The organism is Xanthomonas hyacinthi, from assembly GCF_009769165.1.
Taxonomy (GTDB): domain Bacteria; phylum Pseudomonadota; class Gammaproteobacteria; order Xanthomonadales; family Xanthomonadaceae; genus Xanthomonas_A; species Xanthomonas_A hyacinthi.
In genome coordinates, this window is record NZ_CP043476.1 from 4,866,830 (window position 1) to 4,888,960 (window position 22,131).

Consider the following 22,131-nt stretch of genomic DNA (forward strand, 5'->3'; position numbering starts at 1 on the left):
AGGGTCAGTTCGGTGGACCGACGTGGTAGCCGACCAGGCGCCAGGTCGTGTCCTCGTCCAGGCGCAGCGAGACCAGCTCGCGCACCGGCTGCGGCGCATTGGCGAAACGGCTGGGGAAACTGATGTTGACGTAGACCCCCGGCGGCACCTGCGAACCGGCCGCGTACTGCACCCGCGCCACGCTGGCGACGCCGCGGCCGAGCAGCGCGCCGAGCAGCGCGCGGTCGGCATCGACCTGACGCACGAACGCCTCGCGCGCGACCGCCTTCTTCGCCACCGCCGATGCGCCATCCCACAGTTCGCCGCTGCGTCCGGCATCGACCAGCTGCGCGGCGCGCAAGCCGGCCTGCGCCATCTGCGCGTCCTGCTTGGACAGCGGCCCCGGCGCGGCAGGGTCCGCATGCTTGGACGCGGCAGGCTTGGCGGCGACCGGCTTGGGCGCTGCGGGTGGAGTCGCAGGCTGAGTGGTCGCAGGCGGCGTCGGTGCAGTCTGCGCCAGCGCCGCAAACACGACGGCGCACAGCAGTGCGGGCAGCAGGCGGAACGACATGGGCATCGGCGTGGGCATCGGCGTGGGCATCGTGCAGGCAGCGCGACAGCGGCGGGGCCGCAGTCTACGCCGGCCGGCCGTGCGTGCGCGTGCAGCGACGCTCATGGCTCCTCGCCCGGCGCGGCTGCGGCCACCGGCACTGCATGGCGCTGCTGGTGCCAGGCGTGCCGGCTGCGACTGAAACCACCCCGGCGTTCCCGAAGGCTGCTTGGGTTGAGTCGCGCCGACATGGCGGACTCCGGGACTTGCGCAGCGTAGTCGGCCTCGGCCGGCGGGATGTTTCCGATCGCCCCCAGCTGTCGGCAGTGGTTGAACCCGTCGACCCCGTTGAGCATGGCCCACTCGGCCTCGTCGCGCGTGCGCCAGGACGATTTCCGATGGATCGCTTCGGCCTTGTAGGGCCGTTGCTGGTCTCGGCCAGCGCATTGGCGCAGGAGTCGCCCACGCTGCCCACGGAGGGCCCCAGGCCGGCCTGCGCGCGCTTCTGAGCCATATAACCACTGCGGCCACCGCCGTGCGGCAGCGACGGCGGCCGGGCCGCAGGACCCGGCCGTTGCAGGATCGGATCGCGGGTCAGGCCTGCTTCGGATCCGGACCGTAGGCATTGGCGCCCTTGGCGCCTTCCATGAACATGAAGACCAGCACCACCACGCCGCCCAGGTAGGGGATCAGGCCCAGCAGCACGTACCAGCCGGACTTGCCCTGGTCGTGGAAGCGGCGCACCTGCACCGCCAGCGACGGCACCAGCACTGCGAGCGAATACAGGCACACCAGCACGAACGCGGCCATCGACAGCGCACTGGTGCCGTTCTGGCCACCGAAGCCGCCGCCGATACCGATCAACACCATCAGCACCGTGATCACCACGATGTTCAACAGCGTGAACATCCAATATTCCTTGCGCCGCGAACGCCCGGAAAAATCCGCGTAGCGCTTGAGCGGCATCAACATCCAATCCATTGTGTTTCCTTTTTTTCGAACCGCTGCCTCACTGCAGCGGGCGGCATGGTGGCATAAACCCTGCCGCATGGAAACACCTCCAGCTACGCGCTCGCCGCCTCCAGCGCCTGCGCCAGGCGCTCCACTGCGATCACTTCCATGCCCTTGACCACGCCGGTCTTGGGCGCATTGGCCTTGGGCACGATGGCGCGCTTGAAGCCGTGCGTGGCCGCTTCGCGCAACCGGTCCTCGCCGTTGGGCACCGGGCGGATCTCCCCGGACAGGCCGACCTCGCCGAAGGCGATGGTCTTCTCCGCCAGCGGCCGGTCGCGCAGCGAGGACAGCACCGCCAGCAGCACCGGCAGATCGGCCGCGGTCTCCTGCACGCGGATGCCGCCGACCACGTTGACGAACACGTCCTGGTCGCCGACCACGATGCCGCCGTGGCGGTGCAGCACCGCCAGCAGCATCGCCAGCCGGTTCTGCTCCAGGCCCACCGCCACCCGCCGCGGATTGGACAGCGGCGAGGCATCGACCAGCGCCTGCACTTCCACCATCAGCGGCCGCGTGCCTTCGCGCGTCACCATCACGCAACTGCCGGGCTGGTTGGCGCTGCTACCGGACAGGAAGATCGCCGACGGGTTGGAGACCTCCTTCAGCCCCTTCTCGCCCATCGCGAACACGCCCAGCTCGTTGACCGCGCCGAAGCGGTTCTTGAACGCGCGCAGCAGGCGGAAGCGGCTGCCGCTCTCGCCCTCGAAATACAGCACCGCATCGACCATGTGCTCGAGCACGCGCGGCCCGGCGATGCCGCCTTCCTTGGTGACATGGCCGACCAGGAACACCGCGGTGCCGGTCTCCTTGGCGTAGCGCACCAGCCGCGCCGCGCTCTCGCGCACCTGGCTGACCGAACCTGGCGCGGCGGTCAGCGACTCGGTCCACAGGGTCTGCACCGAATCGGCCACGATCAGCTTGGGCCGCGCCGCACTGGCGTGCTGCAGGATCTGCTCGATGCCGGTCTCGGCCAGCGCGTTGAGGCCGTCCAGCGGCAGATCCAGGCGCACCGCGCGGCCGGCGACCTGGGCCAGCGATTCCTCGCCGGTCACGTACAGCACCGGCAGCGTGCCGGCCATCTTCGCCAGCGCCTGCAGCAGCAGCGTCGACTTGCCGATGCCCGGGTCGCCGCCGATCAGCACCACCGCGCCTTCGACCAGGCCACCGCCGAGCACCCGGTCGAACTCGCCGATGCCGGTGGACACGCGCGCCTGGTCGCGATGCTCCACGTCCTTGAGCGCGGTGATCTTCGGCGCCTCGGTCTTGCCGGCCCAGCCGCTGCGCCGCGCCGCGGCCGGCGCCTTCGCCGCCGACGCGCTTTCCAGCACGATCTCGCTCAGCGAATTCCACGCCCCGCACTCGGCGCACTGGCCCTGCCACTTGCTGTATTCGGCGCCACAGTCGCCGCAGACATAGGCAGTCTTGGCCTTGGCCATCGGGTTGGTTCTCAATGCGGGGAATGCGCAGGATAGACGCAACGCGTCGCGGCGGACGAGACCGACGCGACGCGGCGGACCGCCGCCTGGATCAACGCGCCTTGTACAGCTCGCTCAGCCGGTCCGGCTTGCCGGCGATGCGTTCCAGGTGCGGATACTGCAGGCCGCCGTGATAGGCGATGCGCAGCGTGTCGTAGCGGTTGCCGCGCTTGACCAGCAGCTCGATCGGCGCGGTGCCGCCCTTGGCCGCGGTGATCGCGTCCTTGATCGTGTCGGCGCTGTACTCGCGGCCGTTGACCGCGACGATGCCGTTGCCGGCGATGATGCCGGCGTCGAACGCCGGGCCGTCCCACAGCACGTCCTGCACGCTGCCCTTCTCGTCCAGGCTCAGGCCCAGCGAATAGGTCAGGCCGATGCCCTTCTTGGTTGCCTCGTAGGTCTTGACCGCCTCGTTCGGCTGGTCGCTGTAGACCAGCTTCCAGCCGCTGGCCTCAATGCCGCCGACCAGCGGGCCATGGCCGTCGATGCGGCTGCGCAGGAACCTCGCCCAGTCGTACCTGGCCACGCCGTCGAGCGTGGCGACGATGTCCTCGAAGGTATACGGATTCACCTCCCAGGCGCCGTCGTGCATGCCGAAGAAGGCCTTGGCGAAGTCGTCGATGGAGCGCTTGTTGCCGCTGAGTTCGCGCAGCTTGGCATCGGTCTCCAGCCACAGCATCTGCCCGCCGGAATAGTAGTCCTCGCTCATCTGGTAGCTGCGGTAGGCGCGCGGCCGGCGCAGCGACATGGTCGGGTCGTTGGTGGTGTCCTGCAGCGCGCGCCAGGCCAGGCCGGGGCGACCGCGCTGGTAGCTGGCGGCGACGTCGGCGAGCATGTCGCGCGCCTGCGCCTGCGTCCACAGGCCCGAGCGCGCGGCCAGCACCTCGCCGAAGAACTGGGTCTGGCCCTCGTACAGCCACAGCAGGCTGTCGCCCATCGGCACGTTGAAGCTCGGTGTGGCCAGGTCGGCGCCGCGGCGGTACTTGCCGTTCCAGGAATGGTTGAACTCGTGCGCGAGCAGGTCGCGCCCTGCCCAGCTCTTGTCCCACTCGGTGAAGTAGTTGAGCGGGCCGCTGTTCTCGCTGGAGCGGTGATGCTCCAGGCCGATGCCGCCGAGCTTTTCGGTCAAGGCCAGCAGGAACTCGTAGTGGTCGAAATGGCGCGCGCCGTACAGCTTGTCCATCTGCTGCACCAGCGCCGCGTGCGCCTTGATCTGCTCGGGCTTGGCCTCCAGCGACTTGGCCTCGTCGGCGAACAGGTTCAGGTACACCGGCGCCTTGGCGCCGGCATCCAGCGCGATGCGCTTGTAGTACTTGCCGGCGAACATCGGCGAATCGACCAGGTCGTCGAAGTCGATCGGCTTGAACGTCACCGTGTCGCCGACCCGCTCGGCGGTCTCCAGCGCGGTGGCGTAGCTCCAGCCCGGCGGCAGGGTCACGCTGGCCTGCGCCTTGATGTTGCGCGCATAGACGCCGGCCGGGTACAGCGCGGTGGTGTTCCACTGCAGGTTGAGCAGCTCCAGGGTCATCATCACCCGGCCCTGGCCCTCGCCCTGCGAGGACAGGAACTTGAACTCGGCGACGATCTCGCTGGCGCCCTGCGGCACCTCGACCTTGAACGCGTACACGTCGAACTGGTCGCGCTTCCACGGCAGCACCTGGCCGTTGGCCTTGACCACCAGCCCGGCCAGCTTGTCGATCGGCCCGGTCGGCGAATGGTTGCCCGGGATCCACTGCGGGTACAGCAGGATCAGCGGCCCCGGCGTGGCCGGGATCGTGGTGCGCACGCGGAAGATGCGGTGCGCCAGGTCGGTGGCATCGACATCGATCTTCAGCGTGCCGGCGAACGGCACGTCCTGCGGCGGCGCGGTCTGCGCCGTGGCCTGGAAGGCGGCGGTGGCGGCCAGCAGCAGCGGCGCCATCCAGGCGGTGGACTTGGTCATGGGTCTCCAGTGGCTACGGCGGACGAGCGAGCCTCGATCCTATGCCGGCCGTCGCGTGGCGTTGCATGCCATTGGTCATGCGTCGACGCCAACGCCGGCGACAGCGGCCAACATTCGCGCCGATACGAGCGCCGCAACGCAAAAGGCCGCCCGGAGGCGGCCTTCGCGCGCGCGGCAGTGCGCGCCTCAATGCATCATGTTCACGTTGAGGTTGTGCATGACCCACAGCGAGCCGACCACCACGATGCCGATGATCAGCAGCGAGAACAGGCCCACGTGCACGTTGGAGCGATGCTCGGCGGAGCGGTCCATGTGCAGGAAGTAGATCAGGTGCACCAGCATCTGCACCGCGGCCAGCAGCGCGATGACGATGACGGTCGCGCCCTTCGGGAAGGCGCCGCTCATGACCATGCCGAACGGGATCACGGTGAGGACCACCGCCATCGCGAAGCCGATCAGGTAGGACTTCAAACCGCCGCTGTGCGACGGCTCGGCGTGTGCGTCGGAGGAAGGGTGGTTGGCCATTACAGCGCTCCCAGCAGGTAGACGATGGTGAACACGCCGATCCAGATCACGTCCAGGAAGTGCCAGAACAGGCTCAGGCACGCCAGGCGCGTGGTGTTGCGCGGGGTCAGGCCGTTCTTGGCGATCTGGATCACCAGCACCGCCATCCACAGCAGGCCCGAGGCCACGTGCAGGCCGTGGGTGCCGACCAGGGTGAAGAACGCGGACAGGAACGCGCTGCGGCCGGGACCGGCACCTTCATGGATCAGGTGGTTGAACTCGTAGATTTCCATGCCCAGGAAGCCCAGGCCCAGCGCCGCGGTGACTGCCAGCCAGGCGTACAGGCCGCCCAGGCTGCGCTTGTGCGCGGAGATCATCGCCAGGCCGAAGCTCAGGCTGCTGAACAGCAGCAGGAAGGTTTCCACCAGCACGAACTTCAGGTCGAACAGTTCCTTGGCGGTGGGGCCGTCCACCGTCGCGCCGGACAGCACCGCGTAGGTCGCGAACAGGCCGGCGAAGATGAGGCAGTCGCTCATCAGGTAGACCCAGAACCCGAACACGGTGTTGCCGCCGCTGTCGTGGTGGGCGTGGTCGTCGTGGCCGTCGGCGTGGACGGCGTGGTGGTTGTCGAGCGTCGTGGAGGACATGGTTCAGACCGCCTTTGCGGCATGCGCCGCCTGTTGCTGCTCCAGCAGGGCGAAACGCGCGTTCTCGATGCGTTCCACTTCCTCCGCCGGGACCCAGTAGTCGACGTCGTCGTCGAAGCTGCGCGCGATGAAGCTGCCGATCATGCCGACCAGGCCGATGATCGCCATCCACCAGATGTGCCAGATCAAGCCGAAGCCCATGACCACGCTGAAGGCGCCGATCCAGACCCCGGCCGCGGTGTTGCGCGGCATGTGGATCGGTTCGTACTTGGCCGGACGCGTCCAGCCCTTGCCCTTGCGCTTGTCTTCCCAGAACTGGTCGCGGTCGTCGATGTGCGGCAGCACGGCGAAGTTGTAGAACGGCGGCGGCGAGGACGTGGCCCACTCCAGCGTGCGCCCGTCCCACGGGTCGCCGGTCAGGTCCAGGTTGTCCTTGCGCTTCCACAGGCTGTAGCCGATCTGCACCAGGTTCAGGAAGATGCCGATGCCGATGATCGCCGCGCCGGCCGCGGCCACCATCAGCCACGGCGCCCACTCCGGGTGGTTGTAGCTGTTCATGCGCCGGGTCATGCCCATGAAGCCGAGCACGTACAGCGGCATGAAGGCGACGAAGAAGCCGACGATCCAGCACCAGAACGAGGCCTTGCCCAGGGTCTCGTTGAGCTTGAAGCCGAACGCCTTCGGGAACCAGTAGGTCAGGCCGGCCAGGTAGCCGAACACCACGCCGCCGATGATCACGTTATGGAAGTGCGCGATCAGGAACAGGCTGTTGTGCAGCACGAAGTCCACCGCCGGGATCGCCAGCATCACCCCGGTCATGCCGCCGATGGTGAAGGTGATCATGAAGCCGATCGTCCACAGCACCGGCGCGGTCATGCGCACGCGGCCGCGGAACATGGTGAACAGCCAGTTGAAGATCTTCACCCCGGTGGGGATGGAGATGATCATGGTGGTGATGCCGAAGAAGGCGTTGACGTTGGCGCCCGAGCCCATGGTGAAGAAGTGGTGCAGCCACACGATGAACGACAGCACGCCGATGCACGAGGTGGCGTAGACCATCGAGGTGTAGCCGAACAGGCGCTTGCTGCTGAAGGTGGCGATCAGCTCGGAGAAGATGCCGAACGCCGGCAGGATCAGGATGTAGACCTCCGGGTGGCCCCAGATCCAGATCAGGTTGACGTACATCATGGCGTTGCCGCCGCCGTCGTTGGTGAAGAAGTGCGTGCCCAGGTAGCGGTCGGCGCCCAGCAGCGCCAGCGCCACGGTCAGGATCGGGAACGCGGCGATGATCAGGATGTTGGTGATCAGCGCGGTCCAGGTGAAGATCGGCATGCGCATCAGGGTCATGCCCGGCGTGCGCATGCGCATGATCGTCACGAAGAAGTTGATGCCGGTCAGCAACGTCCCCAGGCCGGAGATCTGCAGCGCCCATACGTAGTAGTCCACGCCGACCCCTGGACTGTATTCCAGCCCGGACAGCGGCGGGTACGCCAGCCAGCCGGTCTGGGCGAACTCGCCCACGCCCAGCGAGATGTTGACCAGCGCCGCGCCGGCCACGAACAGCCAGAAGCTCAGCGAGTTCAGGAACGGGAAGGCCACGTCGCGCGCGCCGATCTGCAGCGGCACGATCAGGTTCAGCAGGCCGGTCATGAACGGCATGGCCATGAAGAAGATCATGATCACGCCGTGCGCGGTGAAGATCTGGTCGTAGTGGTGCGGCGGGAAGATGCCTTCGTTGCCGCCGTGCGCGATCGCCTGCTGGGTGCGCATCATCGCCGCGTCGGCGAAGCCGCGCAGCAGCATGACCAGCGCCACCACGATGTACATCACGCCGATGCGCTTGTGGTCGACCGAGGTCAGCCACTCGCGCCACAGGTAGCCCCACTGCCTGTACTTGGTGATCGCCGCCAGGACCAGCAGGATGAGCAGGCCGGCGCCGCCGAGGGCGCCCATGATGATCGGCTCGTGGTACGGAATCGCCTCGAGCGTGAGTTTGCCTAGCATCACTTGTCTCCAGAAGTGCACATGGCGACCGGCTCAGCAGCCGATGCCGGATGGTCGTGGTGGCCTTCCATGTGGTGGCCCTTGCCCATCATGTATTTGTCAAGCAACGACTTGAACATGCCGTCCTGCACCGACGCGTAGTAGGTCACCGGGTACTGCGCCTTGTCGTTGCGGTTGGCCGCCAGGATCTGGAACTCGGCCTGGTCCAGCGCCTTCGGCGCGGCCTTGACCTTGGCCACCCAGGCGTCGAACCCGGCCTGGTCGGTGGCGCGGGCGGTGAAGCCCATCTTCGAGAAGCCGTGGCCGCTGTAGTTCGCCGACAGGCCGAAGTAGTCGCCCGGCTCGTTGGCGATCAGGTGCAACTTGGTCTCCATGCCGGCCATCGCATAGATCTGCGTGCCCAGATGCGGGATGAAGAACGAGTTCATCACCGTGTCGGAGGTGATCCTGAAGTTCAGCGGCGTATCCACCGGGAACGCGATCTCGTTGACCGTGGCGATGCCCTGCTCCGGGTAGATGAACATCCACTTCCAGTCCAGCGCCACCGCCTCGATGGTGATCGGCTTGACCTTGGAGTCCAGCGGCTTGTACGGATCCAGCGCATGCGAGGAGCGCCAGGTCAGCACCGCCAGCACCAGGATGATCATGCACGGGATCGACCACACCACCACCTCGATCGCGGTGGAGTGCGACCAGTTCGGCTCGTAGCGGGCCTTGGTGTTGGAGGCGCGGTAGCGCCAGGCGAAGGCCAGGGTCATCACGATGACCGGGATCACCACCAGCAGCATCAGCACCACCGAGGTGATCAGCAACGTCTTTTCGTCGTGGCCGATCTGTCCCTTGGGGTTGAGGATGGCCGCGTCGCACCCGGCCAGCAGCAGCGCGGGCAGGAGCGACAGAGCGGAGCGCAGCGAGCGCCGGAGTTGTTTCAACGGAATCATCGAACGATCCAATTGCGTTGGGGGATGCGGACCGCGCAGTGGCGAACGGGAGCGGCCCGGACGGGCGTTTCCACGCTTCCTGCGGCATCCTGGCCGGCATGCGCGATCGACCACGCATTTTATGCTGCCCTGCGGCATCTCCGAAAGCCATTGACAAGGCCGAGGGTGCGCACAGGCGTGTTTTTGCGTGCGACACATTGCCGCACCTGCATGCGACATGGTGCCGGCGCCTGCCTGCGGCACGCGCCGGGCGGCGTCGTCTCGCCAAGATTTGAGATGAAACGCAAGCCCGGCCAGTCCGCGCCGAAACGCCACCCGGCCCGATCCCAGAACACGCGGCCGCAGCGGCGACCGCCTTGCGCGCGCAGGCGCCCGGCCAGCCCGGCGCGCGCCGCTAGGGCCGCGTCGCCGCCTTCTTCTGCTTGATCTGCTCGATGTAGTTGTAGATGGTGAAGCGGCTGACGCCCAGCGCCGCCGCCACCTGCTCCACGCTGTTGCGGATCAGGAACAGGCCGCGGTGCATCATCGCCTCCACCGCGTACATCTTCTCTTCCTTGTTCATCAGCGCCGGCGGTTTCATGAAGCGCTTGACCGCGTCGTCGATGATCTCCTGCATCATCGCCTCCAGCCCGACTTCGCCGGTGCGCGCCTCGCTGCGCGGCGGCCTGGGCTTGCGGTGCAGCATCTGCTCCAGCCAGCCATGCGCCATCTCGAACACGGTCATGTCGGCATTGAGGCATAGCGCGGCCATCGGCAGGCCGGCACCGTCGCGGAACAGCAGCGTGGCCGAGCGCAGCTGGCGGCCGGCGGCATTGGTGGTCTGGTACTCGTCGACGATCGCCCAGCTGATCGCGCCGGTGCCCGCGACGTCGCGGTAGAGCTCGCTGAAACCGACGTCCTCGCGCGGGCCGCTGAGGATCGGGTCGCCGAGGTTGCGCCCGGACACGTGGCCATTGGCGATCGCCAGCACCGAGGCCCCGGGCGCGGACAGGTCGTGCAACACCACTTCGATGTTCTCGCCGATCACCCCGCCGAGCAGCGCCACCACTGGCTTGAGCAGTTCGAACAGGTCGCGCACCTGCACCCCCGCCCCCAGCCCTTGCGCAGGCGCAGGCGCAGGTACCGACTGCCCGCGTTTGCGCTTGGCCGCGGCCGCCCCGCCCTTTTGCGGCACCCCGCCCTGTTTCGCTGTTGCCATCGAATCGTTCCGTCCTGAGGCGTGCCCGGCGCATGCGCACCGGCCATCTTGCCGGCTGCGCCCGCGGGCGTCGAGACGGCAGCGCACCGGCGCAGGTCCGCACAGGAAGATGTGACGCGGTCTTGACATGAAAATTATTTTTGTATATCAACAAACTGTTGAAGCAACATCGACGCCCGCGGCGCCAAGGGGGTGCCGCGGGCCAGCCAGCCGCAAGCGCGCCCTCGCATCGGGCGCAACGCCACGTTTCGCCGGGGACAACCAAGCAGACCATGTCGACGTCCATGCCGTCCGTCAGATCGTGCTGTCGCGCCACTGCCTGGCTGCGCCCGTTCGGGATCGCGGCGGCACTCCTGTGCCTGCAGGGCGGACACATGGGGTACTCCGAACGCGTCAGCCGTGCCCAGCGCCGCCGCGCGTTCGAGATCTCCCTCGCCGCCGCGTCCTCTCTTCCCAGCACGGACTAGCCCATGCGCTCCGCGACCGCACGCCCCGGCCCTATGCCGCCGAAGACCCGATTGCTGCAGCCGCTGCTGGCACTGGCCCTGGCGATGGCACTGCCCGCCGGCCGCGTGCATGCCACCGAGCCGGGCTTCGTCGATCCGGCCACGCTGGACCAGGTATCGCTGCCCACGCCGGTGACCACGCAGCACCACGGCGTATTCAACGGCCAGCGCATCGACTACGCCGCGACGGTGGAAACCTATGCCACCACTGGCGCCGACGGGCACCCGGCCGCACGCCTGGTCTCCACCGCCTACATCGCCACGTCCGCCGACAACGCGCGGCCGCTGATCTTCGCCTTCAACGGCGGCCCGATCGCCGCCAGCACGCCGCTGCATTTCGGCCTGCTCGGCCCGCAGCGGCTGGCCGTGCCCGACGACCTGCATGCCGATGCCACCGGCTTCAAACTGGTGGACAACCGCCATGCGCCGCTGGACGTGGCCGACATCGTCATCTTCGATCCGGCCAGCACCGGCTACAGCCGCGTCGCCGACGGCGTGGCGCCGGCTAGCCAGTTCTCCACCCGCGCCGACGCGCGCCAGCTCGCGCAACTGGTGACGGCGTGGCTGGACCGGCACGGCCGGCGCGGCGCGCCGGTGTACCTGCTGGGCGAAAGCTACGGCACCTTGCGCGCGCCGGAGGCAGCCACGCAACTGAAGGCCGCCGGCACCGCGGTGGACGGCATCATCCTGCTTGGCCAGGCCGACAACATCCTCGAATACGCCCAGCGCCGCGACAACATCATCAGCTACGCGGTGTCGCTGCCGACCCTGGCCGCGCTCGGCTGGTACCACGGCAAGGTCGACCGCCGCGGACACAGCTTCGCGCAGTTCGTCGATGCCGCCTCCGCCTACGGCCGCGAGCGCTACCTGAGCACCCTGTTCCTCGGCAACCGCGCCAGCGCGCAACAACGCGAAGAGGTGGCGCAGGCGCTGCAATCGTTCACCGGCCTGTCGGCGGACGCCTGGCTGAAAGCCGATCTGAAGCTGTCCAAGGTCGCCTACGCGCGCCAGCTGTTTCCGGGCCAGATCCTGGCGTCCAGCGACGGTCGCTACCTGCTCGATGCGCAGGGCAATTCCAGCAGCGTGCCCGACTACAACGCCGTCGCCGAGCGCTATTACCGGCAGGTGCTGAAAGTGCCCGCGCAGGCGGGCCACTACTCCACCGCGATGCCGACCTCCAGCGACTTCAACGCCTGGGATTGGGACGCGAACACATCGCCGTTCGGCGACTACCCGTGGGTCGGGCAACTGCGCGAGCTGCTGGTGTCGAACCCGCGCATGCGGCTGCTGGTCGGCAACGGCTACTACGACAGCCAGACCACGATCGGCGCGATGGATTATCTCGCCGCGCAATCGGGGTTCCCGATGGACCAGGTGCGCACGCGCTACTACAACGGCGGACACATGATGTACACGGTCGAGCGCAGCGCCGCCGACCTCGCCGACGACATCCGGCAGATGGTCCGCCGCACCTGGTGACCTGACATTCCGCAGTCCCCGCAGCACCCGTGGTTCGCGCTCCACCCATCCCGCCCACCGCCCGCCAGACGAGTCCCGCCCATGTCATCCGTAGCCCGCAACCGTCTTTCCCAGGTCATTTCGTGCGCACTGTGCTGCCCGGCCAGCGCGCTCCTGCTGCTGCCGTCCATCGCGCTCGCCCAGCAGGACGACGGCACGGCCGCAGCCAAGCAGCTGGACACCATCACCGTGACCGCGCAGAAGCGCAGCGAGCGGCTGCAGGACGTGCCGATGTCGGTGCAGGTGCTCAACACCGAGAAGATGAGCAGCGAAGGCAGCTACAAGCTGGCCGACTATTTCGCGCAGCTGCCCGGCCTGTCCTACATCCAGTCGCCGATGAGCAGCAACATCGTGCTGCGCGGCATCGCCACCGACTCCGGCCTCGGCAGCCGCCCGACCTCGGGCATCGTCATCGACGACGTGCCCTACGGTTCGGCGCTGAGCACCGGCGCGATCCCCGACCTGGACCCCTCCGACCTGCAGCAGATCGAAGTGCTGCGCGGCCCGCAAGGCACGCTGTACGGCGCCAGCAGCATGGGCGGGCTGATCAAGTACGTGATGACCGATCCGGACACCAGCGCGACCTTCGGCCGCGTCGAGGCCGGCGGCTCCAGCGCCGCGCACGGCGGCTCCGGCTACAACGCGCGCACCTCGGTGAACCTGCCGTTCTCCGACCGCTTCGCGCTGCGGGTCAGCCTGTTCCAGCGCCAGGACCCGGACTTCGTGCACAACACCAACAGCGACGACAAGAACGACAGCCAGGTGCGCGGCGGCCGCGTCTCGGCGCTGTGGAACGTCACCGACACGTTGACCATCCGCTCCTCGGCGCTGTTCCAGGACACCGAGACCGGCTCCAGTTCGGTGGTCGATACCGACCCCGAGCTGCATCCGCTGTACGGCCATTACAACCACGACCGCATCAGCGGCGGCGACACCTTCAAGGGCCAGGTGCGCTTCTACACCACCAAGGTCAGCTGGGATCTGGGCTGGGCCACGCTGGACAGCATCAGCGGCTATGCGCAGCACCGCAGCATGGCCTACCAGGATGTGGGTTACACCACCATCGGCCGGCTCGCACCGGTGTTCGCCGGCATCTTCGGCCTGGACAGCAGCAACCCCAGTTCGCTGATCGACAACCGCTACAACACCAACCGCACCACCCAGGAGGTGCGGCTGGTCTCGCAAGGCGAGCGCGCGCTGGACTGGCAGGTCGGCGCGTTCTACAGCGACGAGGAGGCCAAGAGCACGCAGAACTTCTACATCGCCGACAAGTCCAGCGGCACCATCTACCGCGACTTCCCGCTGCTGGTCTCGCTGGGCGACAGCACCTACCGCGAGAAGGCGGTGTACGCCGACGGCACCTACCATTTCACCCCGCAGTTCGACATCCAGGTCGGCGCCCGCTACGCGCGCAACAGCCTGCGCGAGAACAGCGACACCGGCGGCCTGCTGCAGGACCCGAACCAGAGCTTCGACAGCAACAAGGACAGCGCCACCACCTACCTGTTCTCGCCGCGCTACCGCTTCAACGACGAGCTGATGACCTACCTGCGCGTGGCCTCCGGCTACCGTGCCGGCGGCAGCAACGGCACGCTGGTGGCCAACGTCCCGTTCTCCTACGACTCCGACAGCCTGTGGAGCTACGAGCTGGGCCTGAAGACGCAGCTGCTGGACCACTCGCTGAGCCTGGATGCGGCGCTGTTCCACATCGACTGGAGCGACCTGCAGATCTCGCAGGTCGAGCCGACCCTGGGCAGCAGCTACACCACCAATGCCGGCAAGGCCACCAGCCAGGGCCTGGAACTGTCGGTCAACTGGGTGCCGTCGGCCGACTGGAAGGTCAGCGCCAGCTACGCCTACACCGATGCCACGCTGGCCCAGGACATCCCCGGCTACACCGAGGGGTCCTCCGCCTACGGCAAGGACGGCAATCGCCTGCCGTACTCGGCGCGCAACAGCGCCTCGGCCTCGCTCAAGCGCTACTTCGCGCTGGGCGACAACCTGGAGGGCTTCGCCGGCGCCGACGTGGCCTACATGGGCGATCGCGACATGGAGTTCACCACCTCGGCCAGCATCCCGCGCATCCACCTGCCCAGCTACACCACGCTCGGCCTCAACGCCGGCGTGCAGGGCCAGGCCTGGAGCGCCACGTTGTACGTGCGCAACCTCACCGACGAGGTCGGCTACATCAACGCCAACCGCCGCGGCTCGCTGGCCAGCTCGACGCTCGGCGCGACGATGATCCAGCCGCGCACGCTCGGCCTGACCCTGGCCTGGGACTATTGATGCGCATTGCCGGCCGCCACGCGACGGCCGGCCCTCATTCCAGTTGCGGAACTTCACGATGAAATGGATCCACGGCCTGGCGCTGCTGCTGTGTGCGGCGTTGCCGTTCGCCGCCGTTGCCGACGATGCTGCCGCCGACGGCGCAGCGGCGCCGGTCGCGCACCCGACCCTGCTGTCCGCTCCGCAGCAGACCCGCATCGGCGAGCAGCGGCTGCGCTATCGGGTCAGCTTCGACCAGCTCGATTTCGTCGGCGCGAACGGCGCCCGTGTCGCCTCGATCGGCGCCATCGGCTACCTGGCCGAGCGCGCCGACGCCAGCGCGCGACCCGTGCTGTTCGCCTTCAACGGCGGGCCAGGCGCATCGTCGGTATTGCAGGTCGAAGGCCTCGGTCCGCGGCTGCGCGTGCGCGACGGCAAACGGCAGACACTGATCGCCAATCCGCACAGCATTCTCGATGTCGCCGACCTGGTGTTCATCGATCCGCCCGGCACCGGCTTCAGCCAGGCCCCGACCGATGCCGCCGCGCGCGCACGCTACTGGTCCGACCATGGCGACGCCAAGGCCGTGGAATCGATGATCCGGCATTGGCTCAAGACGCACGGACGCGAACGCGCGCCGCTGTACATCGCCGGCGAAAGCTATGGCGGCTACCGGCTCGCCCTGCTCGCCGCCGGCATCGCCGACCTGCGCCCGGCCGGGGTGCTGCTGGTCTCGCCGCTGCTCGACGCCAGCAGCGGCGACGACAGCCCCGGCAACGACCTGCGCGCGGTGTTCGACCTGCCCTCGCTGGTCGTCGCCGCCGCCGCCCACGGCAAGGGCGACCTGGCCGGGCAAGCGGTCGAAAACGTCTATGCGCAGGCGCGTGCGTTCGCGCTCGGCGACTATGCGCAGGCGCTGCTGCAGGGCAGCGCCTTGCCGGCCGACGCACGCAGCCGCATGGCCGCGCGCCTGGCCGCGCTGCTGGGCCTGCCGCCGCAAGCGCTGCTGGCGGCCGACCTGCGTCCGGACGTGGAAACCTTCCGCCTCGGCGTGCTCGCCGCCGACGGCCGGCAGATCGGCCGGCTCGACAGCCGCGTCGCCGCGCCGCTGCCGGCGCTGCACGCGGCGGACAACGGCCGGCCCTCGGCCGCCAACGATCCGGCGCTCGGCCTGGGCCGCAGCAACCGGATCACCTCCGCGGCGATGGCCGACTACCTGCATGGCCTGTTCGGCACTGCGTTGCCGCGCAACTACGTCAGCCTGGACATCGATATCGCCATGGCCTGGCGCTTCAGCGCCGACGATGGCGCCGGCGCGCGCCCGTTCGGCACCGCGCTGCGCTTCAATCCCACCCCGAACCTGGCGCGCCTGGCGCAGGCCAACCCCGACTTCCATGTGCTCGCGCTCAACGGCTATTACGACCTGGCCGTACCCGCGCTCGGCCCCTGGTACGCGCTGCACCACAGCGCCCTGGATCCGGCACGCATCGATTTCCGCCTGCTGCCCGGCGGCCATGCCGTGTTCGCGGAAGACGCGCTGCGCCCGCAACTGCACAACCTGCTGAAGGAGTTCCTGCGATGACCCGCACGCTGCTGCTGGCCGCCGCCCTCGCCGCTGCCTGCACGTGCGCCGGCCACACCGCCAGCGCCGCGAACCCGCCGCAATCGCTGGTGCTGATCGCCAACGGCGAGAACGTCGGCTACCTGAAGGCGACGGCCGACGGCAACACCTACGAAGTCGATTACCACGTCGACAACAATGGCCGCGGTCCCAAGCACCACGAGACCATCGTGCTCGGCGAGCATGCGCTGCCGCTGGCGTGGTCGATCGCCGGCACCTCGCTGATGGGCGGCCAGGTCGCCGAGCGCTACCGATGGCGCGACGGCATCGCCGAATGGAACAGCCAGGCCGACAGCGGCCGCACCCCTCAGCCGCGACCGGCGCTGTACATCACCAACGACAGCAGCCCCTGGGCGATGTGGACCTACGCCAAGGCCTTGCTGGCCGCGCCCGAGCACGCCCTGGACGTGCTGCCCGCCGGCCGCATGCAACTGGAGCTGGTCGGCACGCTCGCACTGCAAGGCCAGGCCGGGGCGCCGCCCGTGCAGGCACGGCTGCTGCGGCTGTCCGGCCTGGACCTGGAACCGCACTACCTCGCCGTCGATGCCAACGACGCCCTGCTGGCGGATATCGACGACGACGCCGTGGCGATCCGCGACGGCTACCAGGCGCAGCTGGCGACCATCGCCGACGCAGTGAAGGCGCAGCAGTTCGCGCATGCGCAGGCATTGCAGCGCCAGCTCGCGCATCCGCTGGCGCACGCTCTGTGGCTGCGCAACGTGCATGTGTTCGATCCGGTCAACGGACTGCGCAGCGACGCGCTGAACCTCCACGTCGCCGACGGGCACATCGTCTCGATGGACGCGCGCTGGCAGCCGGCGCCCGGCGACAGCGTCTATGACGGCAACGGCGGCACGGTGATCCCCGGCCTGCACGACATGCATTCGCACAGCACCCTGTCCTCCGGGCTGTGGTACCTCGCCGCGGGCGTCACCAACACCCGCGACATGGGCAACGACAACGCCTTCCTGCTCGACCTGACCGCGCGCATCGAACGCGGCGAGATCGCCGGCCCGCGCATCGTGCGCAATGGCTTCCTGGAAGGCCGCAGCCCGTATTCGGCGCGCAACGGCTTCGTCGTCGACACGCTGGCCGACGCGCTGAAGGACGTCGCCTGGTACAAGGACCACGGCTACTGGCAGATCAAGCTCTACAACTCGATGAACCCGGCCTGGGTGGCGCCGATCGCCGAACGCGCGCATGCGCTGGGCATGAGCGTCACCGGCCACATCCCGGCCTTCACCAACGCCGACGCGATGATCGCCGCCGGCTACGACGAGATCACCCACATCAACCAGCTGATGCTGGGCTGGGTGCTGTCCCCCGAGGAAGACACGCGCACGCCGCTGCGGCTGACCGCGATGCAGCGGGTGGCCACGCTCGACCTCGATGCGCCGAACGTGCGCCATACGCTGGAATTGATGCGCCAGCGCGACATCGCCCTGGACACTACCGAGGTGATCCTGGAACGGCTGATGCTGAGCCGCGCCGGCCGCGTGCTGCCCGCCGATGCGCCGTACCTGTCGCACATGCCGATCGCCTACCAGCGCTACCGCCAGCGCACCTTCGTCCCCGACCTCGACGCGCAGACCGACGCGCAGTACCGCCAGGCGCTGGACAAGACCCTGCAACTGATCGGCCGCCTGCACCGGCAGGGCACCGTGCTGCTGCCCGGCACCGACGACAGCACCGGCTTCACCGTGCACCGCGAACTGGAGCTGTACGTCGCCGCCGGACTGACCCCGCAGCAGGCGCTGCGCGCCGGCACCTGGCAGAGCGAGCTGCATTTCGGCCGCACGGACCGGCTCGGCAGCGTGCATCCGGGCAAACAGGCCGACTTCGTGCTGCTGTCCGGCGATCCGACCACCGATATCTCCGCGATCCGCCAGCCCGCGCTGGTGGTGAAGGACCAGTCCCTGTACCTGCCCGCCGAAATCTACCGCGCCCTGGGCGTGGCACCGTTCGCGCCGGCCCCAAAGAAACTTCAATGAACCCGATCCCCCATCCCATGCAAACCCCGCACGCCCCCCCATCCGACACCGTGAGCGCGCGCCTGCGTGCGCTCGGCATGACCTTGCCGCCACCGCTGCGCGTGCCCGACGGGGTGATCCTGCCGTTCGCGCCGGTGCACGTGATCGGCACCCGCGTGCTGATCTCCGGCCACGGCCCGCAACACGCCGACGGCAGCATGGCCGGCGGCGTCGGCCGCGTCGGCGACGAGCTGGACGAAGCCCAGGGCTATGCCGCTGCGCGCGCCACCGCGCTGTCGATGCTGGCCAGCCTGGAGCGCAGCCTGGGCAGCCTGGAGCGGATCAAGCGCTGGGTGCGCGTATTCGGCATGGTCCGCTGCGCGCCCGGCTTCCAGCGCCAGCCCAGCGTGATCAACGGCTGCTCGGACCTGCTGCTGGCGCTGTGGGGGCCGGAACTGGGCCAACATGCACGCAGCGCGGTCGGCATGGCCGAGCTTCCGTTCGGCATCCCGGTCGAGATCGAAGCCGAAGCCGAACTGCACTGACCCTCGCCTGCCGGAACGCCACCATGGACACGCGCTCGCCCCGTTTTGACCTCACCCGCCGGCAATTGCTGGCGGCCGCCGGCGCGCTGCCGCTGTCCGCCGCGCTGTCCAGCATCGCTGGCGCCACCAACGCGACCACGGCCGCCGCGTCCATGCCCGCACGCGGCCTGCAAGACCTCGGCAGCGCCTTCGAGATCGCCGGCTGCTATCTCAACGGCGCCTACATGCATCCGGTCAGCCGCGCCGCGGCGCAGGCGCAACGCGGCTTCCTCGACGCGCGGCTGATGAACGCCGGTGCCGACAAGGTCGACATGGGCGGCGACCGCGAGCGCGCGATGGCCGCGCTGGGCCGGCTGCTGCATGCCGACCGCGACGAACTGGCGTGGATTCCCAGCACCATGTTCGGCGAGAACCTGGTGTTGAACGGCCTTGGCATCCCGCACAGCCGCCAGCGCGTGGTCACCGACGCCTACCACTTCAACGGCTCGCTGTTCATGTATATGGAACTGGCCAAGCGCGGCCTCGACGTGCAGGTGGTGCGCCCGCACGACAACCGCATCCGCCTGGAGGACCTGGACAAGGCGATCACCCCCGGCACGCGCCTGGTCGCGCTGACCCTGGTGTCCAGCGTCAACGGCTTCCAGCACGACCTCAAGGCGGTCTGCGACCTGGCCCACAGCCGCGGTGCGCTGGTCTACGCCGACCTGATCCAGGCCGCCGGCAACACCCCGATCGACCTGCACGGCAGCGGCGTGGATTTCGCCGCCAGCGCCACCTACAAGTGGCTGATGGGCGACTTCGGCCTGGGCGTGCTGTACGCGCGCCGCACCAGCCAGGAAGCCTTGCAGCAGATCGTGTGGGGTTATCGCCAGGAAGGCGAGACGGTCTCGCACCTCCTGCCGTTCGACCCGCCTGGCGAGCCGCCGCTGCAGACGCAGGCGATCGGCGGCCTGGCCGGCAAGATCGAGGTCGGCACACTCAACAATTCCGCCGCAGCCGCGCTGGCCACCTCGCTGGAACTGATCGAGCGCATCGGCGTGGATGCCATCCGCCAATGGCGGCAACCGCGGCTGGCGCGCCTGCACGAGGCGATCCCGCGGCTCGGCTTCGAACCGATGACGCCGCCCAACTCCAGCTCCGCGCTGCTGTCCTTCGCCCAGCGCGACGTCGGCAAGCGGCTGGCGCCGAAGCTGAAGGCGGCCGGGGTCGAAGTCACCCTGTACCGCAATTACTTCCGCGTGTCGCCGTCGTTCTACAACGGCAGCGACGATGTCGAACGCCTGATCGAGGCCCTGTCATGAAGCGACTCCCGTTGTTGCTGTGCGCGCTGCTGCCGTGGACCGCACAGGCCGCGCCGGCAACGCTGCACCACTACGGCAACACGCCCGGCGCGCCGTTCTCGGCCGCGGTGCGTGCCGGCGACACGCTCTACGTCTCCGGCCAGATCGGCAGCGCCGCGCAGGGCGGATTGCCCGAGGAGTTCAGCGCCCAGGCCAACAACGCGCTGGACAACGTCGCCAGCGCCCTGGCCCTGGCCGGCGCCGGCATGGACGACATCGCCAAGTGCACGGTGATGCTGACCGACATGGCGCAATGGCCCGCGTTCAACGCCCTGTACGTGCGCCGCTTCAAACCCGGCCACCTGCCCGCACGCAGCGCCATCGGCGCCAATGCCCTGGCGCTGGGCGCCAAGGTGGAAATCGAATGCATCGCCTACCTGCCCCAGGCCAAACCATGACCGCACCCACCTCCCGCTGGCTCCCCCTCGCCCTGCTCCTGGCGCCGGCCTGCGCCGCGCTCGCCGCCGAATCGCCAAAAGCCCCAATCCCGCTGGACGTGGTGCTCACGCCCAAGGCCGACGCCGGCCGGATCGGCGCGCTGCAGGTGCACCTGCACCTGCCCGCGCCCAGGGTCGCTGCCGGCGCGCCATTGCTGCGCATGCCGGTGGAACTGGTGTCCACGCCGACCGCCGCCTACCGCGCCGAGCAGATCCAGGTGCGCGACGCGCGCGGCGCCCTGCCGCTGCGCGCCATCGACGAAGCACCGGACCCGTCCGGCACCTACCGCAACTACCTCGCCACCCGCGCCAGCGTCGGCGATGTCGACGTGGACTACGCCACGCCGCCGCGCAAGGTCGATGCCGACACCCGCAACGGCCCGTTGTTCGACCTGCGCGCGCAGGACGGCGGCCTGATGGGCGCCGGCGTCTACTTCATGGCGCTGCCGCCGGGCGAGGCCCCGCGCCAGATCCACCTGCGCTGGGACCTGAGCGCACTGCCGGCCGGCGCGCGCGGCGTGTGGAGCGTCGGCGAAGGCGAGCAGCGCGCCACCGCACCGACCGACCTGCTGCGCTTCTCCTACTACGCCGTCGGCGCGATGCAGCGGGTGCCGGAAAACGACGACGACGTCTTCCACTTCTACTGGATGGACACCCCGCCGTTCGACGCGCAACTGCTGGCCAAGCAGACCGGCCAGCTGTACCGCTACATGGCGCGCTTCTTCGGCGACGACGGCTCGGACTATCGCGCTTTCGCCCGCCGCAATCCGTATCCGGCCGGCGGCGGCACCGGCCTGGCGCACTCCTTCATGTTCGGCTACGGGCCGCAGGGCCAGACCATCGCCGAGGGCCCGCAGGCGCTGCTGGCGCACGAAATGGCCCACACCTGGCCCAAGCTCGACGGCGAAGAGCACGCGCTCACCGCCTGGTACACCGAAGGCACCGCCGAGTTCTACTCGCTGCTGCTGTCGCTGCGCGCCGGCGTGTACGACAAGAGCGCCTTCCTGCAGGCGATCAACCACCGCGCCGACGGCTACTACGACAACCCGTTCCGCGCGCTCGACAACACGGCCGCCGGCGAGCGCTTCTGGAAGGATTCGCGCGCCCAACGCGTGCCGTACGGCCGCGGCTTCATGTACCTGGTGAGCGTCGATGCGCAGCTGCGCCAGCATGGCCGGCAGGCGCATTCGGTGGACGACCTGGTGCTGGAAGTGCTGAAGCGCCAGCGCGCCGGCGAAACCATCGGCGTACCCGAATGGCGCGCGATGGTGGTGCGCGAACTCGGCGCCGATGCCGGTGCCGACTTCGACGCGATGGTCGCCGGCAAGCTGATCGTGCCGCCCGCCCCGGCGTTCGGCTGCTACCGCGTCGTGCCGGCGCCGCACCAGCCCTTCGAACTCGGCTTCGATCGCATGCGCATGGGCGTGGTCAAGAACCTGCTGCCCGAGTCCGCCGCCGCCCATGCCGGCGTGCAGGAAAACGACCGCATCGTCGAGTACACGCCACTGGAACAGGCGATGGCCGACGAGCACACGCGCATGCAGCTGAAACTGGAGCGCGACGGCAAGCCGCTGCAGGTGGACTACCTGCCGCGCAGCGCCCGCGTGGACGCCTGGCGCTTCGCCGTCGATCCGGCGCTGGCCGCCCGCTGCTCGCCCTGATCCCTACCTGCCGC

Annotated in this window: 17 protein-coding genes and 1 pseudogene; 8 read left to right on the plus strand and 10 right to left on the minus strand. The window is 68.8% G+C overall.

From position 1 onward, the window contains the following. Nucleotides 1–4 precede the first annotated feature (4 nt). The 10 genes and pseudogenes from FZ025_RS21320 to FZ025_RS21365 form a co-directional block, all read right to left on the minus strand. Nucleotides 5–556: a DUF4019 domain-containing protein gene (locus FZ025_RS21320; protein WP_104558299.1), complete on the minus strand. Its 552-nt coding sequence runs from the start codon at nt 554–556 to the stop codon at nt 5–7. 95 nt (nt 557–651) lie between these two features. Further along, nucleotides 652–1,037: pseudogene (locus FZ025_RS22620) on the minus strand (hypothetical protein); the annotation flags it as partial. 86 nt (nt 1,038–1,123) lie between these two features. After that, entirely contained in the window at nt 1,124–1,510 is a 387-nt protein-coding gene (locus FZ025_RS21330; protein ID WP_046979740.1) for a DUF805 domain-containing protein, read from the minus strand. A gap of 83 nt (nt 1,511–1,593) precedes the next feature. Beyond that, nucleotides 1,594–2,979, minus strand: coding sequence for a DNA repair protein RadA (gene radA / locus FZ025_RS21335; protein ID WP_046979741.1), 1,386 nt, complete (start codon nt 2,977–2,979; stop codon nt 1,594–1,596). A gap of 91 nt (nt 2,980–3,070) precedes the next feature. Further along, a complete protein-coding gene (locus FZ025_RS21340) occupies nt 3,071–4,960 on the minus strand; it encodes a M61 family metallopeptidase (protein ID WP_046979742.1) in 1,890 nt (629 codons plus the stop codon). 186 nt (nt 4,961–5,146) lie between these two features. Beyond that, the gene (cyoD, locus tag FZ025_RS21345; protein WP_046979743.1) at nt 5,147–5,485 is read right to left on the minus strand and encodes a cytochrome o ubiquinol oxidase subunit IV; all 339 of its coding nucleotides are present in this window, start codon (nt 5,483–5,485) and stop codon (nt 5,147–5,149) included. Beyond that, nucleotides 5,485–6,111 carry a cytochrome o ubiquinol oxidase subunit III gene (gene cyoC, locus FZ025_RS21350; RefSeq protein ID WP_046979744.1) on the minus strand — a complete coding sequence of 209 codons (627 nt, stop codon included), beginning with the start codon at nt 6,109–6,111 and terminating at the stop codon, nt 5,485–5,487. The genes cyoD and cyoC overlap by 1 nt, the downstream gene beginning before the upstream one ends. A gap of 3 nt (nt 6,112–6,114) precedes the next feature. Next, nucleotides 6,115–8,115, minus strand: a complete 2,001-nt coding sequence (cyoB, locus tag FZ025_RS21355) for a cytochrome o ubiquinol oxidase subunit I (RefSeq protein WP_104558300.1) — start codon at nt 8,113–8,115, stop codon at nt 6,115–6,117. Further along, on the minus strand, nt 8,115–9,056 hold the full coding sequence (cyoA, locus tag FZ025_RS21360) for a ubiquinol oxidase subunit II (protein ID WP_046979746.1): 942 nt from the start codon (nt 9,054–9,056) through the stop codon (nt 8,115–8,117). Before cyoA ends, cyoB begins: the two co-directional genes overlap by 1 nt. A 394-nt stretch (nt 9,057–9,450) precedes the next feature. Further along, complete coding sequence (locus FZ025_RS21365) at nt 9,451–10,254, minus strand: helix-turn-helix transcriptional regulator (RefSeq protein WP_053057268.1); 804 nt, start codon at nt 10,252–10,254, stop codon at nt 9,451–9,453. Between the two features lie 500 nt (nt 10,255–10,754). On the opposite strand from FZ025_RS21365, the gene FZ025_RS21370 reads away from it, so the two are divergent. The 8 genes from FZ025_RS21370 to FZ025_RS21405 all read left to right on the plus strand — a co-directional run bounded on the left by FZ025_RS21370 (nt 10,755) and on the right by FZ025_RS21405 (nt 22,117). Beyond that, nucleotides 10,755–12,239 (plus strand): S10 family serine carboxypeptidase-like protein, encoded by a 1,485-nt coding sequence (locus FZ025_RS21370; RefSeq protein ID WP_104558303.1) that lies wholly within the window; start codon nt 10,755–10,757, stop codon nt 12,237–12,239. 81 nt (nt 12,240–12,320) lie between these two features. Further along, entirely contained in the window at nt 12,321–14,564 is a 2,244-nt protein-coding gene (locus FZ025_RS21375) for a TonB-dependent receptor (RefSeq protein WP_104558304.1), read from the plus strand. Between the two features lie 58 nt (nt 14,565–14,622). Continuing rightward, the gene (locus FZ025_RS21380; RefSeq protein WP_104558305.1) at nt 14,623–16,125 is read left to right on the plus strand and encodes a S10 family serine carboxypeptidase-like protein; all 1,503 of its coding nucleotides are present in this window, start codon (nt 14,623–14,625) and stop codon (nt 16,123–16,125) included. Continuing rightward, on the plus strand, nt 16,122–18,155 hold the full coding sequence (locus FZ025_RS21385) for an amidohydrolase family protein (RefSeq protein WP_104558306.1): 2,034 nt from the start codon (nt 16,122–16,124) through the stop codon (nt 18,153–18,155). Before FZ025_RS21380 ends, FZ025_RS21385 begins: the two co-directional genes overlap by 4 nt. A gap of 17 nt (nt 18,156–18,172) precedes the next feature. Beyond that, nucleotides 18,173–18,679 (plus strand): RidA family protein, encoded by a 507-nt coding sequence (locus tag FZ025_RS21390; protein WP_104558307.1) that lies wholly within the window; start codon nt 18,173–18,175, stop codon nt 18,677–18,679. A gap of 23 nt (nt 18,680–18,702) precedes the next feature. Next, nucleotides 18,703–19,980 carry an aminotransferase class V-fold PLP-dependent enzyme gene (locus FZ025_RS21395; RefSeq protein WP_104558308.1) on the plus strand — a complete coding sequence of 426 codons (1,278 nt, stop codon included), beginning with the start codon at nt 18,703–18,705 and terminating at the stop codon, nt 19,978–19,980. Beyond that, on the plus strand, nt 19,977–20,417 hold the full coding sequence (locus FZ025_RS21400) for a RidA family protein (protein WP_104558309.1): 441 nt from the start codon (nt 19,977–19,979) through the stop codon (nt 20,415–20,417). Before FZ025_RS21395 ends, FZ025_RS21400 begins: the two co-directional genes overlap by 4 nt. Then, nucleotides 20,414–22,117: a M61 family metallopeptidase gene (locus FZ025_RS21405; RefSeq protein ID WP_046980458.1), complete on the plus strand. Its 1,704-nt coding sequence runs from the start codon at nt 20,414–20,416 to the stop codon at nt 22,115–22,117. Before FZ025_RS21400 ends, FZ025_RS21405 begins: the two co-directional genes overlap by 4 nt. The last annotated feature ends 14 nt before the right edge of the window (nt 22,118–22,131 follow it).

Coding starts and splice junctions, on each gene's coding strand:
- FZ025_RS21375 (WP_104558304.1), top strand. CDS start 12,321: ATGTCATCCGTAGCCCGCAACCGTCTTTCCCAGGTCATTTCGTGCGCA.
- FZ025_RS21390 (WP_104558307.1), top strand. CDS start 18,173: ATGCAAACCCCGCACGCCCCCCCATCCGACACCGTGAGCGCGCGCCTG.
- FZ025_RS21365 (WP_053057268.1), bottom strand. CDS start 10,254: ATGGCAACAGCGAAACAGGGCGGGGTGCCGCAAAAGGGCGGGGCGGCC.
- FZ025_RS21380 (WP_104558305.1), top strand. CDS start 14,623: ATGAAATGGATCCACGGCCTGGCGCTGCTGCTGTGTGCGGCGTTGCCG.
- radA (WP_046979741.1), bottom strand. CDS start 2,979: ATGGCCAAGGCCAAGACTGCCTATGTCTGCGGCGACTGTGGCGCCGAA.
- cyoD (WP_046979743.1), bottom strand. CDS start 5,485: ATGGCCAACCACCCTTCCTCCGACGCACACGCCGAGCCGTCGCACAGC.
- FZ025_RS21405 (WP_046980458.1), top strand. CDS start 20,414: ATGACCGCACCCACCTCCCGCTGGCTCCCCCTCGCCCTGCTCCTGGCG.
- cyoB (WP_104558300.1), bottom strand. CDS start 8,115: ATGCTAGGCAAACTCACGCTCGAGGCGATTCCGTACCACGAGCCGATC.
- FZ025_RS21385 (WP_104558306.1), top strand. CDS start 16,122: ATGACCCGCACGCTGCTGCTGGCCGCCGCCCTCGCCGCTGCCTGCACG.
- cyoC (WP_046979744.1), bottom strand. CDS start 6,111: ATGTCCTCCACGACGCTCGACAACCACCACGCCGTCCACGCCGACGGC.
- FZ025_RS21340 (WP_046979742.1), bottom strand. CDS start 4,960: ATGACCAAGTCCACCGCCTGGATGGCGCCGCTGCTGCTGGCCGCCACC.
- cyoA (WP_046979746.1), bottom strand. CDS start 9,056: ATGATTCCGTTGAAACAACTCCGGCGCTCGCTGCGCTCCGCTCTGTCG.
- FZ025_RS21370 (WP_104558303.1), top strand. CDS start 10,755: ATGCCGCCGAAGACCCGATTGCTGCAGCCGCTGCTGGCACTGGCCCTG.
- FZ025_RS21330 (WP_046979740.1), bottom strand. CDS start 1,510: ATGGATTGGATGTTGATGCCGCTCAAGCGCTACGCGGATTTTTCCGGG.
- FZ025_RS21400 (WP_104558309.1), top strand. CDS start 19,977: ATGAAGCGACTCCCGTTGTTGCTGTGCGCGCTGCTGCCGTGGACCGCA.
- FZ025_RS21320 (WP_104558299.1), bottom strand. CDS start 556: ATGCCCATGTCGTTCCGCCTGCTGCCCGCACTGCTGTGCGCCGTCGTG.
- FZ025_RS21395 (WP_104558308.1), top strand. CDS start 18,703: ATGGACACGCGCTCGCCCCGTTTTGACCTCACCCGCCGGCAATTGCTG.